This window comes from Yoonia sp., assembly GCF_036007805.1.
Taxonomy (GTDB): domain Bacteria; phylum Pseudomonadota; class Alphaproteobacteria; order Rhodobacterales; family Rhodobacteraceae; genus Yoonia.
Genome location: NZ_DASYOK010000025.1, coordinates 1 through 15,480, shown reverse-complemented (window position 1 = coordinate 15,480; position 15,480 = coordinate 1). Strand labels below are relative to the sequence as shown.

General features: G+C 59.1%; 20 protein-coding genes and 1 other RNA gene. 7 read left to right on the top strand and 14 right to left on the bottom strand.

All coding sequences use genetic code 11. The features are described 5' to 3' along the window. Window positions 1-393: magnesium transporter MgtE N-terminal domain-containing protein (locus VGP75_RS01355; protein WP_414727753.1), on the bottom strand; the 393-nt coding region annotated here is incomplete at its 3' end. A 100-nt stretch (window positions 394-493) separates the two neighbouring features. Here VGP75_RS01355 and guaD point away from each other — a divergent pair. Next, a complete protein-coding gene (gene guaD / locus VGP75_RS01350; protein ID WP_327541933.1) occupies window positions 494-1,786 on the top strand; it encodes a guanine deaminase in 1,293 nt (430 codons plus the stop codon). Here guaD and VGP75_RS01345 read toward each other — a convergent pair. From VGP75_RS01345 to VGP75_RS01330, 4 genes are all read right to left on the bottom strand, one after another. Then, the gene (locus VGP75_RS01345) at window positions 1,783-1,950 is read right to left on the bottom strand and encodes a CAP domain-containing protein (protein ID WP_327541932.1); all 168 of its coding nucleotides are present in this window, start codon (window positions 1,948-1,950) and stop codon (window positions 1,783-1,785) included. The two genes, guaD and VGP75_RS01345, sit on opposite strands and share 4 nt — an antisense overlap. Window positions 1,951-2,151: 201 nt before the next feature. Next, window positions 2,152-3,492: an 8-oxoguanine deaminase gene (locus VGP75_RS01340; RefSeq protein ID WP_327541931.1), complete on the bottom strand. Its 1,341-nt coding sequence runs from the start codon at window positions 3,490-3,492 to the stop codon at window positions 2,152-2,154. Further along, entirely contained in the window at window positions 3,485-4,294 is an 810-nt protein-coding gene (locus VGP75_RS01335; RefSeq protein WP_327541930.1) for an inositol monophosphatase family protein, read from the bottom strand. Before VGP75_RS01335 ends, VGP75_RS01340 begins: the two co-directional genes overlap by 8 nt. Before the next feature lie 74 nt (window positions 4,295-4,368). Next, entirely contained in the window at window positions 4,369-4,740 is a 372-nt protein-coding gene (locus VGP75_RS01330; RefSeq protein WP_055294435.1) for a helix-turn-helix domain-containing protein, read from the bottom strand. Window positions 4,741-5,015: 275 nt separating this feature from the next. Between VGP75_RS01330 and VGP75_RS01325 the strand changes: the two genes are divergently transcribed. Further along, a complete protein-coding gene (locus VGP75_RS01325) occupies window positions 5,016-5,975 on the top strand; it encodes an NADPH:quinone oxidoreductase family protein (protein WP_327541929.1) in 960 nt (319 codons plus the stop codon). Here the strand turns inward: VGP75_RS01325 and VGP75_RS01320 are convergent. After that, complete coding sequence (locus VGP75_RS01320) at window positions 5,965-6,843, bottom strand: LysR family transcriptional regulator (RefSeq protein WP_327541928.1); 879 nt, start codon at window positions 6,841-6,843, stop codon at window positions 5,965-5,967. The two genes, VGP75_RS01325 and VGP75_RS01320, sit on opposite strands and share 11 nt — an antisense overlap. Before the next feature lie 114 nt (window positions 6,844-6,957). Between VGP75_RS01320 and VGP75_RS01315 the strand changes: the two genes are divergently transcribed. The 3 genes from VGP75_RS01315 to VGP75_RS01305 all read left to right on the top strand — a co-directional run bounded on the left by VGP75_RS01315 (window position 6,958) and on the right by VGP75_RS01305 (window position 8,535). Then, window positions 6,958-7,179, top strand: a complete 222-nt coding sequence (locus VGP75_RS01315) for a DUF1127 domain-containing protein (RefSeq protein ID WP_327541927.1) — start codon at window positions 6,958-6,960, stop codon at window positions 7,177-7,179. A 152-nt stretch (window positions 7,180-7,331) separates the two neighbouring features. After that, the gene (locus tag VGP75_RS01310; RefSeq protein ID WP_110279969.1) at window positions 7,332-8,069 is read left to right on the top strand and encodes a Bax inhibitor-1/YccA family protein; all 738 of its coding nucleotides are present in this window, start codon (window positions 7,332-7,334) and stop codon (window positions 8,067-8,069) included. A gap of 70 nt (window positions 8,070-8,139) precedes the next feature. Continuing rightward, a complete protein-coding gene (locus tag VGP75_RS01305; RefSeq protein WP_327541926.1) occupies window positions 8,140-8,535 on the top strand; it encodes an MAPEG family protein in 396 nt (131 codons plus the stop codon). A 57-nt stretch (window positions 8,536-8,592) separates the two neighbouring features. Here VGP75_RS01305 and rpmG read toward each other — a convergent pair whose 3' ends face one another. The 7 genes from rpmG to VGP75_RS01270 all read right to left on the bottom strand — a co-directional run bounded on the left by rpmG (window position 8,593) and on the right by VGP75_RS01270 (window position 13,281). Beyond that, window positions 8,593-8,760, bottom strand: a complete 168-nt coding sequence (gene rpmG, locus VGP75_RS01300) for a 50S ribosomal protein L33 (RefSeq protein ID WP_008233681.1) — start codon at window positions 8,758-8,760, stop codon at window positions 8,593-8,595. A gap of 119 nt (window positions 8,761-8,879) precedes the next feature. After that, window positions 8,880-9,262, bottom strand: an RNA gene (rnpB, locus tag VGP75_RS01295) — RNase P RNA component class A. A gap of 12 nt (window positions 9,263-9,274) precedes the next feature. Then, window positions 9,275-10,024 carry an N-acetylmuramoyl-L-alanine amidase gene (locus VGP75_RS01290; protein WP_526025494.1) on the bottom strand — a complete coding sequence of 250 codons (750 nt, stop codon included), beginning with the start codon at window positions 10,022-10,024 and terminating at the stop codon, window positions 9,275-9,277. After that, entirely contained in the window at window positions 9,985-10,779 is a 795-nt protein-coding gene (locus VGP75_RS01285) for a hypothetical protein (RefSeq protein WP_327541925.1), read from the bottom strand. Before VGP75_RS01285 ends, VGP75_RS01290 begins: the two co-directional genes overlap by 40 nt. A gap of 40 nt (window positions 10,780-10,819) precedes the next feature. Further along, on the bottom strand, window positions 10,820-12,307 hold the full coding sequence (gatA, locus tag VGP75_RS01280) for an Asp-tRNA(Asn)/Glu-tRNA(Gln) amidotransferase subunit GatA (RefSeq protein ID WP_327541924.1): 1,488 nt from the start codon (window positions 12,305-12,307) through the stop codon (window positions 10,820-10,822). Continuing rightward, window positions 12,307-12,594, bottom strand: coding sequence for an Asp-tRNA(Asn)/Glu-tRNA(Gln) amidotransferase subunit GatC (gatC, locus tag VGP75_RS01275; RefSeq protein ID WP_055686240.1), 288 nt, complete (start codon window positions 12,592-12,594; stop codon window positions 12,307-12,309). Before gatC ends, gatA begins: the two co-directional genes overlap by 1 nt. A gap of 33 nt (window positions 12,595-12,627) precedes the next feature. Further along, a complete protein-coding gene (locus VGP75_RS01270; protein ID WP_327541923.1) occupies window positions 12,628-13,281 on the bottom strand; it encodes a ceramidase domain-containing protein in 654 nt (217 codons plus the stop codon). 54 nt (window positions 13,282-13,335) lie between these two features. Between VGP75_RS01270 and VGP75_RS01265 the strand changes: the two genes are divergently transcribed. Further along, window positions 13,336-14,007, top strand: a complete 672-nt coding sequence (locus VGP75_RS01265) for a metal-dependent hydrolase (protein WP_327541922.1) — start codon at window positions 13,336-13,338, stop codon at window positions 14,005-14,007. Here the strand turns inward: VGP75_RS01265 and VGP75_RS01260 are convergent. Beyond that, entirely contained in the window at window positions 14,004-14,450 is a 447-nt protein-coding gene (locus tag VGP75_RS01260; protein ID WP_327541921.1) for a nucleoside deaminase, read from the bottom strand. The genes VGP75_RS01265 and VGP75_RS01260 overlap by 4 nt on opposite strands. Before the next feature lie 64 nt (window positions 14,451-14,514). Between VGP75_RS01260 and VGP75_RS01255 the strand changes: the two genes are divergently transcribed. Next, window positions 14,515-15,321, top strand: coding sequence for a pseudouridine synthase (locus VGP75_RS01255; RefSeq protein ID WP_327541920.1), 807 nt, complete (start codon window positions 14,515-14,517; stop codon window positions 15,319-15,321). Window positions 15,322-15,480: the final 159 nt, after the last annotated feature.

Below are 15,480 nucleotides of genomic sequence, written 5' to 3'. Positions count from 1 at the left end.
ACGGTCGCTGGCATCCAGCGCATCCAGAACTGCCTCTGTCTGCGTGTCATCAAGGTATTCGACAAGGTCGACAACATCGTCGCTTTCCAGATCACGCACCGCATCGGCCAGTTCTTCCGGATCAAGCTGGCCGATCACCTCCTCGCGCAGCTCTTCGTCAAGCTCTGACAGGACCTCACCCTCAAGGTTGCCCGGCCATGCGGTCAGCAGCGCGCGCCTGTCCTTGGTGTCGATCTGCTCGAGCAAATGCGCGATGTCGGCTGGGTGCAAAGGATCAAGCGTTTCGGTGAGGAACGCACCGTCGTTGCGTTCCACAGCCTCCATGACCTCACTGACCAGACGGTCGGTGATCCCAAATGCTTCTTCGTCGTCGATGGGGTCGGCTTCGGCCATGATGCATCCTTTGTTGAATAGTCAACATAATCGTTCGCAGCGGCGGCACAACGCGGTTTTCGCGATTTACCCCGATCTTCCGGCCTCATATGGTCGCGGTATGACAAAGCAATTACTTTTGGGCCAGACCTTGGGTTTTTCCGGCAATCCGCTGGCGGGCAACTGGCAGGATGCTGTCCAATTTGACAGCGCGGGTGGCGTGCTGATCGAAAGCGGGCGGATCACTGCGACAGGACATGGCGCCGCACTGCGTAGCGCCCACCCCGATGCGCAGGTGACTGACTATGGTGACGACGTAATCAGCGCGGGCTTTATCGATGCCCATATGCACTATCCCCAGACCGGCATTATCGCGAGTTGGGGCAAGCAGCTGATTGACTGGCTGAACACCTATACCTTCCCCGAGGAAAGCCGCTTTGGTGATCGGGCCTATGCCAATCAGGTGGCGGACGTGACGCTGGATCTGGCGATCGCCCATGGCACGACCACGCTGACGAGTTTCTGCACCATTCATCCCGAAAGTGTAGATGCGATTTTTGAGGCCGCGGTAGCGCGCAATATGGCGGTGATTGCAGGCAAGACCTGCATGGACCGCAACGCCCCCGATACCCTGCGCGACACGGCCCAGAGCGCCTATGACGACAGCAAGAGGCTTTTGGAAAAGTGGCACGGCAAGGGGCGCGCGCATTACGCGATCACGCCGCGTTTCTCGCCCACATCCACGCCCGCGCAACTATCCGCCTTGGGCGCACTTTGGGCAGAGCACCCCACCTGTCTGATGCAGACGCATCTCAGCGAACAACTGCCCGAGATTGCGTGGGTCCGTGAACTGTTCCCGCAGGCACGCGATTATCTGGATACCTATGAGGCTTACGGACTTTTGGGCGAAAACGGGCTTTACGGCCATGCCATCCACCTTGAACCCCGCGAGATCGACCGCCTGAAAGAGGTCGGTGCGGCGGTCGTGCATTGCCCCACATCAAACACCTTCATCGGTTCAGGTCTTTTTGATCTGATGGGGCTGGCGGAGGCATCGCTGTCCATCGGCCTTGCCACGGATACAGGTGGCGGATCATCATTTTCGATGCTGCGCACGATGGCTGCAGCCTATGAGATCGGGCAGTTGCGCGGCACGGCACTGCATCCTGCGCAGTTAATGTGGCTAGCCACAGAAGGATCAGCAGGCGCGCTGAAAATGAGAGGCGAGATCGGGCACCTTGGTGCGGGTGCTGCCGCCGATCTGACGATCCTCAACCTGCAATCAACCCCTGCCATTTCACAACGGGCGGACCGTGCCGCCGACATTTGGGATGCTCTTTTTCCGACCATCATGATGGGCGATGACCGCGCGGTGCGGGACGTGTGGATCGCAGGTGTCAGGCAGGCGCGCTAGCGGCTTGCGGCCTGTTTCTGCACCCAGATACTGCCGGATCGGCCCAGCCCGTATTGCGTAAAGCTGCGCCCTGCGATGTCTTCGGCATGCGCCTGGGCTGCGCGGGTCAAGGCCGGACTCACCTGCAACGGGCCAAGCCCCTGCCGCGCGCGGAACGCGTTCATTGCTGCGGCGAACCCTGATCCAAAGCCCGATTAAGACGAGGAGAGCTGAATAGTGGTCGATTGCGACAGCGAGGTGGTGTTGCAAGCAGCCATCAAAGCCAGAGCGCACCAAAGGACTGTAATCTTCATAACCATCCAGAGCGAGCATGGAAGCGGAGACCTGATTAGTCGCGTTTGAATATAGCCAAACCGGGGCGCCATTTACATCTCGGCGAGTTTTCGCGCGAGTGTGTTTTGCCGTGCGATGATCTTTGGCAGGTCAACTGACGTCAACTGGCCCTCTGACACGATCTGGCGTCCTTCGACAAACAGCGCATCAACCTTCATCGGTCCCGCCAACAGCAAAGCGGCCGGATCCCATGATCCTGCATTCTCGATCACCTTGGCATCCCAGATCGCAAGATCGGCCCGTTTCCCGACAGCAATCTGGCCGCAGTCATCGCGCCCCAACACCTGCGCGCCGCCACGGGTGGCAATCTCAAGCGCCTCACCTGCCGACATCGCATCGGCCCCGTTCTGAACCCGCTGCAAAAGCATGGCCTGACGGGCCTCTGCGACGAGGTTCCCGATGTCATTGCTGGCCGATCCATCCACTCCCAAGCCCACAGGCACGCCCGCGTCCCGCATCTGGCGCACCGGGGCAATGCCTGATCCAAGGCGACAGTTCGAGCACGGACAATGGGCGACACCCGTGCGGCTGCGCGCAAAAAGATCAATCTCGCGCCCGTCCAGTTTGACGCAATGCGCATGCCAGACATCGGCACCCGTCCAGCCAAGGTCTTCGGCATATTGCCCCGGACGGCAGCCGAATTTTTCCAGCGAATAGGCGATATCTTCATCGTTTTCGGCCAGATGGGTATGCATCATCACGCCCTTGTCGCGGGCCAGAATGGCCGCGTTGCGCATCAGATCCCGCGTCACGGAAAACGGGCTGCAAGGGGCCACGCCGACGCGCACCATCGCACCGGCGCTTGCATCATGGAACGCGTCAATCACCCGGATACTGTCCTCAAGGATGTGTTCCTCGTTCTCGACCAGTGCATCGGGGGGCAACCCACCGTCGCTTTCGCCAATGCTCATCGCGCCGCGCGTGGCGTGAAAGCGCAGCCCGATTTCCTCGGCGGCGGCGATTGTGTCATCCAGACGCGCACCGTTGGGGTAAAGGTACAGATGATCCGAAGTCAGCGTACAGCCTGACAGTGCAAGTTCGGCAAGGCCCACTTGGGCCGAAACGAACATCTCTTCAGGCCCAAAGCCCGCCCAGATCGGGTACAGCCGCTGGAGCCAGCCAAAGAGCAACGCATCCTGTGCGCCGGGGACAGCACGTGTCAGCGTTTGGTAAAGGTGATGGTGCGTATTAACCAGACCGGGGGTGATGATCTTGCCCTTGGCGTGGAAAACAGCCGCCCCGTCCGCCTTAAGGTTCTGGCCAATCGCGGCAACGACACCACCGCGCAAAAGAATGTCCGCACCCTGCAACGCATGCCGTTGGTCATCCATCGTGATGATGTGATCGGCATGTTTGATCAGGGTTTCAGTCATGCATGCTCTGCCCCAGAATAGCCAAAGCCTCGGCATGGATCGCGGGGTTTGCGGCGGCGACCACCCGTCCGCCCTCATGCGCGGGCGCGCCGGACCAGTCGGTGACGATCCCGCCTGCGGCCTGAATCACTGCAATCGGTGCCTGAATGTCATAGGCGTTCAAACCCGCCTCGATTACCAAATCAACCTGGCCCGCCGCCAAAAGCGCATAGGCATAGCAATCCATACCATAGCGGGTCAGTTGCGCCTGCCCAGCGACGGCGCGAAACGCGGCCCCTTCTTCAGGGGTGCCGACTTCGGGGAATGTGGTCAGCACAGTGGCCTGCGCCAGCGGACGCGGTGCGCGGCATTGCAGAGCGGACCTTCCTTGCGGGCCATGCATCTCGGCGATGCCAAAGCCGCCGGCAAAGCGTTCAGCGATATAGGGCTGGTCGATTAAACCAAAAAGCGGCCCGCTTTCGTCCCTGACCGAGATCAGCACACCCCATGTCGGTGTGCCGCTGATGTAGCCGCGTGTGCCGTCGATGGGGTCAAGCACCCAAGTGAGCCCCGACGTGCCCGTTTTGTAGCCGTGCTCTTCGCCAAGGATCGCGTCATCAGGGCGCGTTTCGGCCAAGACCGCCCGCATCGCCTCTTCCGCGCCGCGGTCGGCGATCGTGACCGGATCAAAGCCTGCTTCATCCTTGTTGTCCGCCGCCAAACCCGTTGCGCGGAAATGCGCCAAGGTGACCGGTCTTGCCGCGTCGGCAAGCGCATGGGCCACGCGAATCAGTTCCGTTTGGGTTGTTTTTGAGACTGCCATCAGGATGGACCCTTCATCTGCGCCGCTGTCCCTCTGGCGGTATCGCGACGCAGTATGGCAGGTCAAGTCGTGGACTAAGCGGCTTCACTCAGAACGCGCGCGAGGTCAAACAAGCGCCGGCGCTGGTTTTCGGGGATCGCGTAGTATGAGCGCAGCAACTCAAGCGCTTCTTTGTCGGTCAGGATGTCGGCAGGCATATCCGACGTATTTGGCACTGCGTCATGATCAACCTCGAGACCCTCGAAGAAGAAAGAAACATTGACGCCCAGTACCTTAGAAATATCCCAAAGGCGGGACGCGCTGACGCGGTTCATGCCTGTTTCATATTTTTGGATTTGCTGGAACTTGATGCCAACGGCCTCTGCAAGCTGTTGTTGTGTCGTGCCATTCATCCAGCGCCGATGGCGGATGCGTTTTCCGACATGGACGTCAACGGGGTGCTTCATGCTGTCTACCTCTTTTTCAAAGGATCATGGCAACAGTGTACCACACTCCTTGATTGCGCGCCGCAGTGTTAATGTTCACACTGCAATCAATTTCTAATCAACGGGAAAATAGCATTCCCCGAGAACACGCAACGGTTGCATGGCCTGCCCTGACCTTAAAGACAGGTTCTCGGGATCACTTTTAGACATTCAGCTAGATTTCTCGGCTATTTTACAAATGCGGGCGTGGCACCGATAAGTTACTTCAGACCCGTATTTGGAAGGAATCAAACCCTATGCGCGCATTTCAAGTGACCTCATTCGACGCGCCCCCTGCGTTGCGGGATGTGGATGTCCCTACACCCGGATCAGGCGAGGTTTTGCTTGATATTGCCGCCTGCGGTTTGAATTTCGCCGATCTGCTGATGGCAAAAGGCACCTATCAGGATACGCCCACCACCCCCTTCACGCTGGGTATGGAGGTTTGTGGCACCGTCATTGCGACAGGCGATGATGTGACATCACCCGGGATTGGAACACGGGTTGCGGTTTTTGGTGGTCAGGGGGGAATGGCCGAGAAGGGTCTTTTTCCAGCCGCGCTCTGCCGGCCAGTGCCGGACACCATGCCAGATGTCATCGCGGCAGGTTTTATGGTGGCCTATGGCACATCACATCTCGCACTTTCCCGCCGCGCCCGCCTGCAAGAAGGTGAGACACTGTTGGTGCTGGGCGCTGCGGGCGGTGTGGGGCTGACAGCCGTAGAGATCGGCAAGGCCATGGGGGCCACTGTGATCGCCGTGGCACGCGGTGCGGACAAACTGGCGGTTGCCAAGGCCGCCGGTGCCGATCACCTGATTGACAGTGATACCGACGATATCAAGGCGGCGGTCAAGGCGCTCGGTGGAGCAGATGTCGTTTACGATCCGGTCGGCGGTGCCGCGTTCAAGGCAGCACTCGGGGCCTGCAACCGGGAAGCACGCGTGATCATCATCGGTTTTGCCAGCGGTGAAGTTCCACAGATCCCCGCCAACATCATCCTTGTGAAGAATATCTCGGTCATCGGGTTTTACTGGGGCGGCTATCTTGCCTTCAACCCAGAGGCCCTGACCGACAGCCTGTCAGAACTGATGGACTGGCACGCCGCAGGCAAACTCAAACCGCACATCAGCCATACGCTGCCGCTTGATCAGGCTGCGGACGCGCTGGAGTTGATGCGCAGCCGCAAATCCACCGGTAAAGTCGTCGTTACGCCGTAAGCAATTGCGGCGCGAGGCGCGGTGCGTCATAGCATTGCTGGATGATCCGTGCCATCGCCTGACTGGGCTGATCTTCGGGCTTGAGAACGTAGAGATTGATGTTCTGCGGCTTCAGCGCCGGCAACAAACCGCCGTGCTCAACCGGCACGGTATGTGGCGGCAAACAGCCTTTCAGCGACACATGTACGGCAAGATCAGCGCTCACAGCGGCCTCGATGGCACTGTCGTGATCGGAATCGACGGCCATATTCCAATCGATTCCATCCGCATTCAGCGCCTGCAAAACACCACTGCGGAAAATACAGTTCTTGCAGAAGGCCACAGGCAAGGGGCGTCTGCGCCATGCTACACCATCCTCTGCGCCGATCCAGATCAGCGGCAGTTCGATCAGAACCTGACCATCAGGGCCACAGGTTTCCTCGGTCGTCAGGATCAGATCAACCTCGCCGCGTCCGTGCATGGGCAAGAGTTTGCGAGTGGGCGCAGAAATCAGGCGCACCTGCATACGGGGGAATTCAGCGGCAAAGCGTTTCAGGACGGCGGGAATCACAGGGTAGATGATGTCATGCGGCACCCCTAATTTGAGTTCGCCCTCAAATTCAGTTGCTGTGAGGCGGTTCAGAATCTCGTCGTTGGTGGCCAGCATCGACCGCGCATAACCCAAAAGCTGCTCACCTGCCGGGGTCAGCGCGATGGTCCGCGCAGTGCGGTCGAGCAGGGCAACATCCAGTGATTCTTCCAAGCGCTTGAGCTGCATCGACACAGCGGATTGCGTCAGGTTCAGCATCCCCGCAGCGCGGGTCACACCACCCGCGTCCGAGACCGCCACAAAAGAGCGGAGCGCCGTCAAATCGAGATTCCGGACCATATCACAATCCTTGATGGTTCACTTCAAAACTATTCATTTTCATTATGGATGCAACGCCCCCATATATCAATCAATAGAATATGAACGAGACAAAATATCACGAGAGAGAATGCTATGACACTTTCAATCCGCACTACCGCCCTACACCAAAACTGCCAGCCCAAACCACGCTCTGTCGTGGCGAGCCTGCGGGAGATGATCGCCCTTTCACGCCAGCGCCGCCAGTTGCGCGCACTTGACGACCATATGCTTGCAGACATCGGGATTTCACGCACAGAGGCCGTTGCAGAAGCGCAAAAACCGGTCTGGAATGCACCGCTGCACTGGCGCAAGTAGCAGGCACTCACTATCGGACTGCGACATTCTCGCCCAAATTGGTCAGAAATACGCAAAACAGCCCGCTCGAGCCTTGAAAATACAGGGGTACCTGCCAATATGCTGAGCAAGGATGCCGTCTTGCGGCGCCGCTGTTTAATTTGGAGGTCCAAATGGCTCAATACGATACAATTAGAACGGCCGGCGGAGTACGCACGGCCGCAATCGACGAGGGTCTTCGCGCCCACATGAATAAAGTCTACGGAACAATGTCCGTGGGCATGCTGATCACTTTCGCAGTTGCTTGGGCTGTAGGTACATCGCCTGCCCTGCTCAGTATCTTCCGCGACCCAATTACACTGTCGCCAAATATTCTTGGCTGGATCGTGATGTTCGCGCCGCTTGCAATGGTCTTTGGCTTTGGTGCCATGATCAACCGCTTCTCTGCGGCGGCAGCGCAAACGTTCTTCTACGCTTTTGCGGCCGTCATGGGCCTGTCGATGGCATGGATTTTCGTGGCCTTCACCGGCCTGTCGATCGCAAACGTCTTTTTGATCACGTCGATCGCCTTCGCGGGTCTGAGCCTCTATGGTTATACCACGAAGAAAGACATTTCGGGCTGGGGCGCATTCCTGATCATGGGTGTGATCGGTCTGGTCGTGGCGATGATCGTCAACATCTTCCTGCAGTCACCTGCGATCATGTTTGCGATTTCGATCCTTGGTGTGCTGATCTTCGCGGGCCTCACAGCCTATGACACACAGAAGATCAAGAATGACTACATCGCACATGCCGCACATGGCGATCAGGAGTGGCTGGCGAAGTCTGCGATCATGGGTGCGTTGAACCTGTATCTGGACTTTATCAACATGTTCATGTTCCTGCTGCAGCTGTTCGGCAACCGCGAATAAGCATTGCGCAGCAAGTTGGTTTGAGGGCTGATGGCAACATCAGCCCTTTTTCTTTGCCCGAAAGCCACCCATGATTTCCTTGCCTGTTACCTCGTCTACTGCCCTCTTTGCGGGGATCATGATCCTGTTGCTGACGATTAAGGTGATCCAATTGCGCAGGCGCGGTGGCGTGGTCCTGGGGGACAATGATGACCGTACCTTGGCCAAGGCTATCCGGGGCCATGCGAATGCGGTTGAGCAACTGCCTATTGCCCTTATTCTGATGGGATTGGCCGAGGCGCAGGGGGCATCACAGGCCCTGTTGATCGCAGCGGCCTGCATGCTGGTTCTTGGGCGGGCCATGCATGGCATCTACTTTGCGATCCACGGCACCCACTGGCGGTTCCGGTTTTTCGGCATGTGGCTCACGCTGGCGGCACAGATCGGGTTGATCCTGATCCTTGCCCTGACGCTTCTGGGGTTTTGACAAACAAAAAGGCCGCGCAAGATGCGCGGCCAGATCATTCGCAGGTCAGGCGATCAATTACTTGATCTTGCCTTCCTTGTACTCGACGTGCTTGCGCACAACGGGATCGTACTTTTTGATGACCATTTTCTCGGTCATGGTACGTGCGTTCTTTTTCGTGACGTAAAAGTGCCCGGTCCCCGCAGTGGAGTTCAGGCGGATTTTGATTGTGGTAGGCTTCGCCATATCTCATATCCTCTGATTGCGGGCCGACGCGCGGCACATCGCGTGTATCTCATAGAAGGTGCCTTTTACCCGCGCCTTGGGCCGAGTCAACAGCAAACAGGTGTTCTGATGGTTTGTTTATGCGCGGATGGCCTATAAGCCGGATTCTGTCCCCCGCGGTTGCCCACGGATGGATGACCATTCATCTGGAGCGCCTGTTACCAGACACCCTCTAGCTGCCAACCCGGACCGTCTGGGGCTCAAGCATCCCCGCCTTTCGGCGCGAGGTCCCTATTTGGCATTGCTCCCGGTGGGGCTTGCCGTGCCGCTTGCGTTGCCGCTCGCGCGGTGGGCTCTTACCCCACCGTTTCACCTTTTCCTGACCGGAGTCAGGTAGTCTGTTCTCTGTGGCGCTTTCCCTGGGGTTACCCCCGCCGGGCGTTACCCGGCACCGTGCTTTTTGGAGTCCGGACTTTCCTCGATCCCGGATCAACTCCGGGACCGCAGCCATCCAGCCATCCGCGCAAAATGGCAGTTAGGCGACAGCCGCGTTCACGTCAACGGGAAAGCGGTTTGCGAGATCGGTGGTCATGGCAAGGTCAACGGTATCCAGAGGGCCTATGTGGCGCGGACGAAAGCGCATACGGAAGCTTTTGAGGAGCAGCGCATGATCCGTGGTCGCTGTATAACCGAATGCGGCCATCAAAGCCGCAAATCGCGCGTCATCGGCCCCTTGCGGGCACTCTTCCGAAGAATGCGCGCCAGCGCTTGATGAGGGCCAGACGGATAGCCCTTCAATTGCCAGCCTGCGCCAGTCAAAACGCACGCCCGGATCAATCTTGCGCCCGGGCGCCATATCCGAATGGCCGATCACCCGTTCCGGCCGGATATCCCAGCGCGCCTTGATCCCGCGCAAGAGCTCCGTCAGCGCATCCATCTGTGCTGCCGCAAAGGGGGCAAACCCCGTAGTGGCAAGTTCAATCCCGATGGAACGGCTGTTGACGTCTGTCACGCGTCCCCAAGCGCCAGCACCAGCGTGCCACGCGCGCAGCGCCTCGGGCACAAGTGAGATCACCTCACCGTCTTCGGCAATCAGGTAATGCGCGGAGACTTCGGTTTCGGGATTGCACAAAGTATCGGCCGCTGCCTGCGCCGACGTCATCGCCGTATAGTGGATGACCACGATATCAGGTGTCGCCCCGTCACGCCGCGGCCCGCAATTGGGCGAGGCCTGCGTCGTCAGCTTCAGTTCCGCACCGCCGCAATAAAGGGCGCCGGATCCCAGCCACAGGCAAAGCCGTCACCATCAGGGTCAATACCGCGTCTGTCCCGCTCGGGCCCGCCACGCGCCAGAAAATCGCGCTGCGCATCATCAGGGGTCGCATAGGTCGCACAGTTCCGGCGGAAGCGTCCTTCACCCGAAAGCAGTGACCGGCTGTACCACTCTTGTCCCTTCACGTTGGGCGCATTCAACGCGTATTCAACGATATTCGGGCCTGTGTTCGCCGGGCGCTCCGGTACTGCGGTCGGCGCAATCTGTTCACGTGCCGCAGCCTGCGCCGCGCGCCGTTGCGCATCACTTTCAATCGTTTCGCGGCCTGCGACCGCATCAAAGCTTTGTTCGTCCGACAGGCCCGCATTGCCCGTGATCAAGGCAGGGGCGGGATTGCTTGGCGATGCCTGCACGCCTTGTGTGCGCAATGGATCAGCGCCAAGCCTCGGGGTCTGCAAAGGTGCGACCGGCGCGGGGCTTGCAGCCGCAGGTGCCGGTGTTGCGGCAGTACCGATACCAGCCTGCGCAAGCGCGCTGGACGGTATCGCTTGGGTCTGATTGACCGGTTGCTGCGATGGGATGGTGTTTACCTGTGCAGGGGGCACAATCGTCCCACGCGGTGCGCTGAGCTGCGCCTCGCGCCGCGCGCGTTCCAGCTCGAACTCGGTAAAATCGCCAAAACCCACGCCACGTTCGGTCGGAACAACCCGCGGCGAACACGCCGCAAGCCCGATCAAAGTCAGTGCAACCAAAATGCCGGTTCTCATCATGTTCTACCTGTCAGACTGCGCTTTGTTTTGCAAAAGCTTACCACCACTTGGCAGGCTTGGCTACAAAACCTGCAGATTGCTCAAGGCTATAAGCCACATTCAGCAAATCACCCTCTTCCCAAGGCCGTCCGATCAATTGCAGGCCCATCGGCAAACCTTGCGCGTTCTGTCCGGTAGGCACCGCAATGCCCGGCAGACCTGCAAGGTTCACCGTCACGGTAAAGACGTCGTTGAGGTACATCTGGATCGGGTCGGCTTTGGTCATCTCACCCAACCCGAAGGCTGCCGACGGCGTGGCCGGTGTCAGGATCGCATCAACACCGTCCGCAAAAACACGGTCAAAGTCCTGCTTGATCAGTGCACGCACACGGCGCGCACGGTTATAGTAGGCATCATAAAAACCCGCCGACAGCACATAGGTGCCAACCATGACACGGCGCTGCACTTCGGGGCCAAAGCCCTCGGCGCGGGTCTTTTCATACATCTCTGTGATGCCGTCGCCCTGCGCAAGCTTGGCACGGTGGCCAAAGCGCACACCGTCATAGCGGGCAAGGTTTGAAGAGGCCTCGGCAGGCGCAATCACGTAGTAAGCGGGCAGCGCGTATTTCGTATGCGGCAGCGTGATATCGACGATCTTCGCGCCTGCGTCTTTCAGCATCGCGGTGCCATCTTCCCACAGTTTTTCGATCTCGGCGGGCATACCCTCCATGCGGTATTCCTTGGGGATACCAATTGTCTTGCCGCGAATGTCGCCTGTGAGGGCAGCTTCAAAATCCGGCACGGGAATATCGGCACTGGTGCTGTCCAATGGATCATGGCCCGCCATGGCGGTCAGCATGATGGCCGCATCGCGCACGTCTTTGGTCATCGGCCCCGCTTGATCGAGTGAGGAGGCGAACGCCACAATCCCCCAGCGCGACACACGGCCATAGGTGGGTTTCAATCCTGTGATGCCGGTAAAGGCCGCAGGCTGGCGGATGGAGCCGCCGGTATCGGTCCCGGTGGCAGCGAGGCAGAGATCAGCAGCAACAGCGCTGGCCGACCCACCCGATGAGCCACCGGGCGTCAGGGCTGTATCGTCGCCTGCGCGCTTCCACGGGTTGACCGCATTGCCGTAAACCGAGGTCTCATTCGAAGACCCCATCGCGAATTCGTCCATGTTGAGCTTGCCCAACATGACAGCGCCCGCGTCAAACAGCTGGCTTGTGATCGTGCTCTCATACTCGGGCTTGAAACCTTCAAGAATCCGCGAAGCAGCCTGCGAGGGCACACCTTTGGTACAAAACAGATCTTTGATCCCCAGCGGGATGCCGCACATATCGGGCGCGTCACCTGCCTTGATACGGGTATCGGCGGCGGCGGCCTGTGCTGTCGCGATCTCGGGTGTGTGGTGCACGAAAGCGCCCAGCGCGTCTGCACCTTCAATGGCGGTCAGACAGGCGGATGTGATCTCGGCGCTGGTGGTATCGCCTTTGCGCAGCGCGTCACGGGCCTGCGCGATGGTCAGTTTGGTCAGATCGGACATTATTCAACCACCTTTGGCACAGCAAAAAAGCCTTCACGCGCGTCGGGGGCGTTCTTCAACACCGCCGCTTGCTGGTTGCCGTCGGTGACGACATCCGCGCGGCGCTTCAGGCGCTGGGGGGTCACGGATGTCATCGGCTCGACACCTTCCACATCCACTTCGTTGAGTTGCTCAATAAACCCCAAAATCGCGCTGAATTCGGATGCCAGCGCTGGCAGGGCGTCGTCTTCCACCTTGATGCGGGCAAGCTTGGCCACGCGGCGGGCGGTTTCGGTGTCAATCGACATGGGGAAACTCTCCGGTAAATCTATCCGCTGCGTTTACCGCCCCGTGCGGCCAGTCGCAAGCATATGGCGCGTGTAAACATGGATCATGAAGCCCAGCATGATCCCGTTCAGGATATGCCAGATGAAATGGGTGCCAATCGGGATCGCATCGCACAGGATTTCATCAAGCGAGCGGATGGTGATCGACAGGCACAAAAGTGCAGCACCCTGCAAAAACCCGCGGGCGATTCCCGGTTTGTGCCGCAGGATCAGGGCATAGATGGCCAAGAGGATCGGCACGGTCCAGTAGAAGTTGGAAATGCGGATGAACGGAAACTGGTTCAGGACCGGCACCAGCACAGCGGCATAGGGAATAAACAGCGCGGTCGCGAAGACCGCATACCAATGGCCCATCGGCACCATGTCGCGGTTCACCACGAAGAGATAGATCAGGATGAAAACGCCAATCGGCAGCACATCCAACAGCATGGCCCAGATCGTGGCATGGGTGTGGAACAGGAAACTGCCCACGCCAATGGCAAAGAGAATGCCGCATAGCACCCGCGCCATCGGCACGCCCGCACTGCGGCGCCACAGGATCAGGGCCGCAATAATGAATGCCAGATTCGTCACCGCATTGATCGGCTCGGACCAGTAGGTGAAATCCGTGCGCTCGCAATAGCCGTCGATCTGTTCAAACCAATTCACCTTGGCCCCTCCGTTCTTTGCCCCTATCCTGACGCCAAAGCGAGGGAGAGCAATATGAAAATCACTTGGCTGGGACACGCAAGTTTCCGCATTGAAATCGAAGGCGCGGTTCTGCTGATTGACCCGTGGCTTGAGGGAAACCCCTCATTTCCCAATGAACACCGCGCCGCAGCCCTTGCAGGTGCCACCCATATCTTGTTGACCCACGGTCATTTCGATCACACCTCCGAGGTGGACGCGATTGCCAAGGAAACCGGTGCTTTCGTCGTCGGCATCCCAGAACTTTGCGCGATCTTTGACGCCCATGAGACGGTGGAATTCAACAAAGGCGGCACCGTTGATCTGGGTGGCGCGCTGGTGTCGATGGTGCAGGCCACGCATTCGTCCTCTGTCGGGTCCGCCTATGCCGGCACCGAGGCGGGCTATATGATCAAGGGCGAAGGCCATACGATCTATGTCTCGGGTGACACCGATATCATGGCCGATATGGACTGGATGGGCGATTTCTATAACCCCGATATCGGCATCCTGTGCTGTGGGGGCCACTACACGATGGGGATGGAAGGTGCAGCCTATGCGGCCAAACGCTATTTTAACTTCAAAACCGTGATCCCTGCCCATTACGCGACATTCCCTTTGCTGGCGCAAAGTGCGCAGCCGCTGGTTGATGCTTTGCCGGACGTGGATGTCCGCACACCGGCCGTGATGGAAACAGTAGAAATCTAGCGCTTTGCGGCAAAGAAATCCTTGAGCAATGCTTCCGCAGGCTGCGCGCCGATGCCATCATAGACTTCGGGGGCATGGTGGCATTGGGCATGCTGGAAGATACGCGGCCCTTGGGCGACGCCACCGGACTTTGGGTCAGCCGCCCCGTAGTACAAACGTGCGATCCGGGCGTTGCTGATCGCAGCCGCGCACATTGGGCACGGCTCCAGCGTGACATAGAGATCATAGCCCGTCAGCCGTTCCTGCCCCAAGGCGGCACAGGCCGCACGGATCGCCAGTATCTCGGCGTGGGCTGTCGGATCGTGTAATTCCCGTGTCCGGTTGCCTGCTTGTGCGATGACTCCTGCAGGCCCTGCGATCACAGCGCCCACGGGCACCTCACCGCGGCCACCTGCGGCGCGAGCCTCTTGCAAGGCTACATCCATATAAGAGCGAAAATCCATGTCTTGTGATGCACTGGCGCGGCTATCTCTGGCAAGGGGCGATCAAAGCGGATATGGGAGCCATATGAGCACAGATACCCCTCCCCCCGGCGACCGGATCGCCAAAGTCCTGTCGCGCGCAGGTGTTGCCAGCCGCCGCGAAGCCGAGCGCATGATCGAAGACGGCCGCGTCAGCGTAAATGGCAAAACCATTACCAGCCCTGCGCTGAATATCACCGCATCCGACCGGATCGTCGTGGATGGCAAGCAGGTGGGCGCACCCGAGCCTGCACGCCTCTGGCTCTATCACAAACCGGCAGGCCTTGTGACAACCGAACGTGATGAAAAAGACCGCCCGACGGTCTTTGCATCGCTGCCCGACACCATGCCGCGTGTCATGTCAGTAGGGCGGCTTGACCTGAACTCCGAAGGTCTGTTGCTGCTAACCAACGACGGCGAGATCAAGCGCAAGCTTGAACTGCCCGCGACCGGCTGGCTGCGGCGCTACCGCGTGCGGATCAACGGATCCGTTTCTGAGGCGAAACTGGATGAATTGCGCGCAGGCATCACCGTGGACGGCGTGAATTACCAGCCCATGGTCGTGACCTTTGACCGCCAGCAAGGGGCAAACGCATGGTTGACCGTCAGCCTGCGTGAGGGCAAGAACCGCGAAATCCGCCGCGCGATGGGCGAGATCGGCGTGACCGTGAACCGCCTGATCCGCGTAAGTTACGGGCCGTTCCAGCTAGGCGTACTCAAGCAAGGCGGCGTCGAAGAGGTCAAACAGCGCGTTCTGCGCGACCAGCTTGGCCTGTCAGAGGAACCGACACAGAAAAAACCTGTCCGCAGAACCGTCAATCGCCCCACAAGGGGGAAAAAGCGGTCGAGTTGAACCTTGTCGGGATGAACGGCCTTATGCATGCTGCGACCGGAGACTATTTTTGGAAGGGTTGCTTTGGCCGATTTGTTTGCGCGCAAGATTTCGTTCGCATTGATAACCGCGTGTGATTTGCGGGGGGCATTGCGATTGGCATCCTGCAACCAGTCCGTC

Bases quoted from the DNA above. Each gene is read 5' to 3' on its own strand.
- guaD (WP_327541933.1), top strand. From the start codon at position 494: ATGACAAAGCAATTACTTTTGGGCCAGACCTTGGGTTTTTCCGGCAAT.
- VGP75_RS01345 (WP_327541932.1), bottom strand. From the start codon at position 1,950: ATGAACGCGTTCCGCGCGCGGCAGGGGCTTGGCCCGTTGCAGGTGAGT.
- VGP75_RS01340 (WP_327541931.1), bottom strand. From the start codon at position 3,492: ATGACTGAAACCCTGATCAAACATGCCGATCACATCATCACGATGGAT.
- VGP75_RS01335 (WP_327541930.1), bottom strand. From the start codon at position 4,294: ATGGCAGTCTCAAAAACAACCCAAACGGAACTGATTCGCGTGGCCCAT.
- VGP75_RS01330 (WP_055294435.1), bottom strand. From the start codon at position 4,740: ATGAAGCACCCCGTTGACGTCCATGTCGGAAAACGCATCCGCCATCGG.
- VGP75_RS01325 (WP_327541929.1), top strand. From the start codon at position 5,016: ATGCGCGCATTTCAAGTGACCTCATTCGACGCGCCCCCTGCGTTGCGG.
- VGP75_RS01320 (WP_327541928.1), bottom strand. From the start codon at position 6,843: ATGGTCCGGAATCTCGATTTGACGGCGCTCCGCTCTTTTGTGGCGGTC.
- VGP75_RS01315 (WP_327541927.1), top strand. From the start codon at position 6,958: ATGACACTTTCAATCCGCACTACCGCCCTACACCAAAACTGCCAGCCC.
- VGP75_RS01310 (WP_110279969.1), top strand. From the start codon at position 7,332: ATGGCTCAATACGATACAATTAGAACGGCCGGCGGAGTACGCACGGCC.
- VGP75_RS01305 (WP_327541926.1), top strand. From the start codon at position 8,140: ATGATTTCCTTGCCTGTTACCTCGTCTACTGCCCTCTTTGCGGGGATC.
- rpmG (WP_008233681.1), bottom strand. From the start codon at position 8,760: ATGGCGAAGCCTACCACAATCAAAATCCGCCTGAACTCCACTGCGGGG.
- VGP75_RS01285 (WP_327541925.1), bottom strand. From the start codon at position 10,779: ATGAGAACCGGCATTTTGGTTGCACTGACTTTGATCGGGCTTGCGGCG.
- gatA (WP_327541924.1), bottom strand. From the start codon at position 12,307: ATGTCCGATCTGACCAAACTGACCATCGCGCAGGCCCGTGACGCGCTG.
- gatC (WP_055686240.1), bottom strand. From the start codon at position 12,594: ATGTCGATTGACACCGAAACCGCCCGCCGCGTGGCCAAGCTTGCCCGC.
- VGP75_RS01265 (WP_327541922.1), top strand. From the start codon at position 13,336: ATGAAAATCACTTGGCTGGGACACGCAAGTTTCCGCATTGAAATCGAA.
- VGP75_RS01260 (WP_327541921.1), bottom strand. From the start codon at position 14,450: ATGGATTTTCGCTCTTATATGGATGTAGCCTTGCAAGAGGCTCGCGCC.
- VGP75_RS01255 (WP_327541920.1), top strand. From the start codon at position 14,515: ATGAGCACAGATACCCCTCCCCCCGGCGACCGGATCGCCAAAGTCCTG.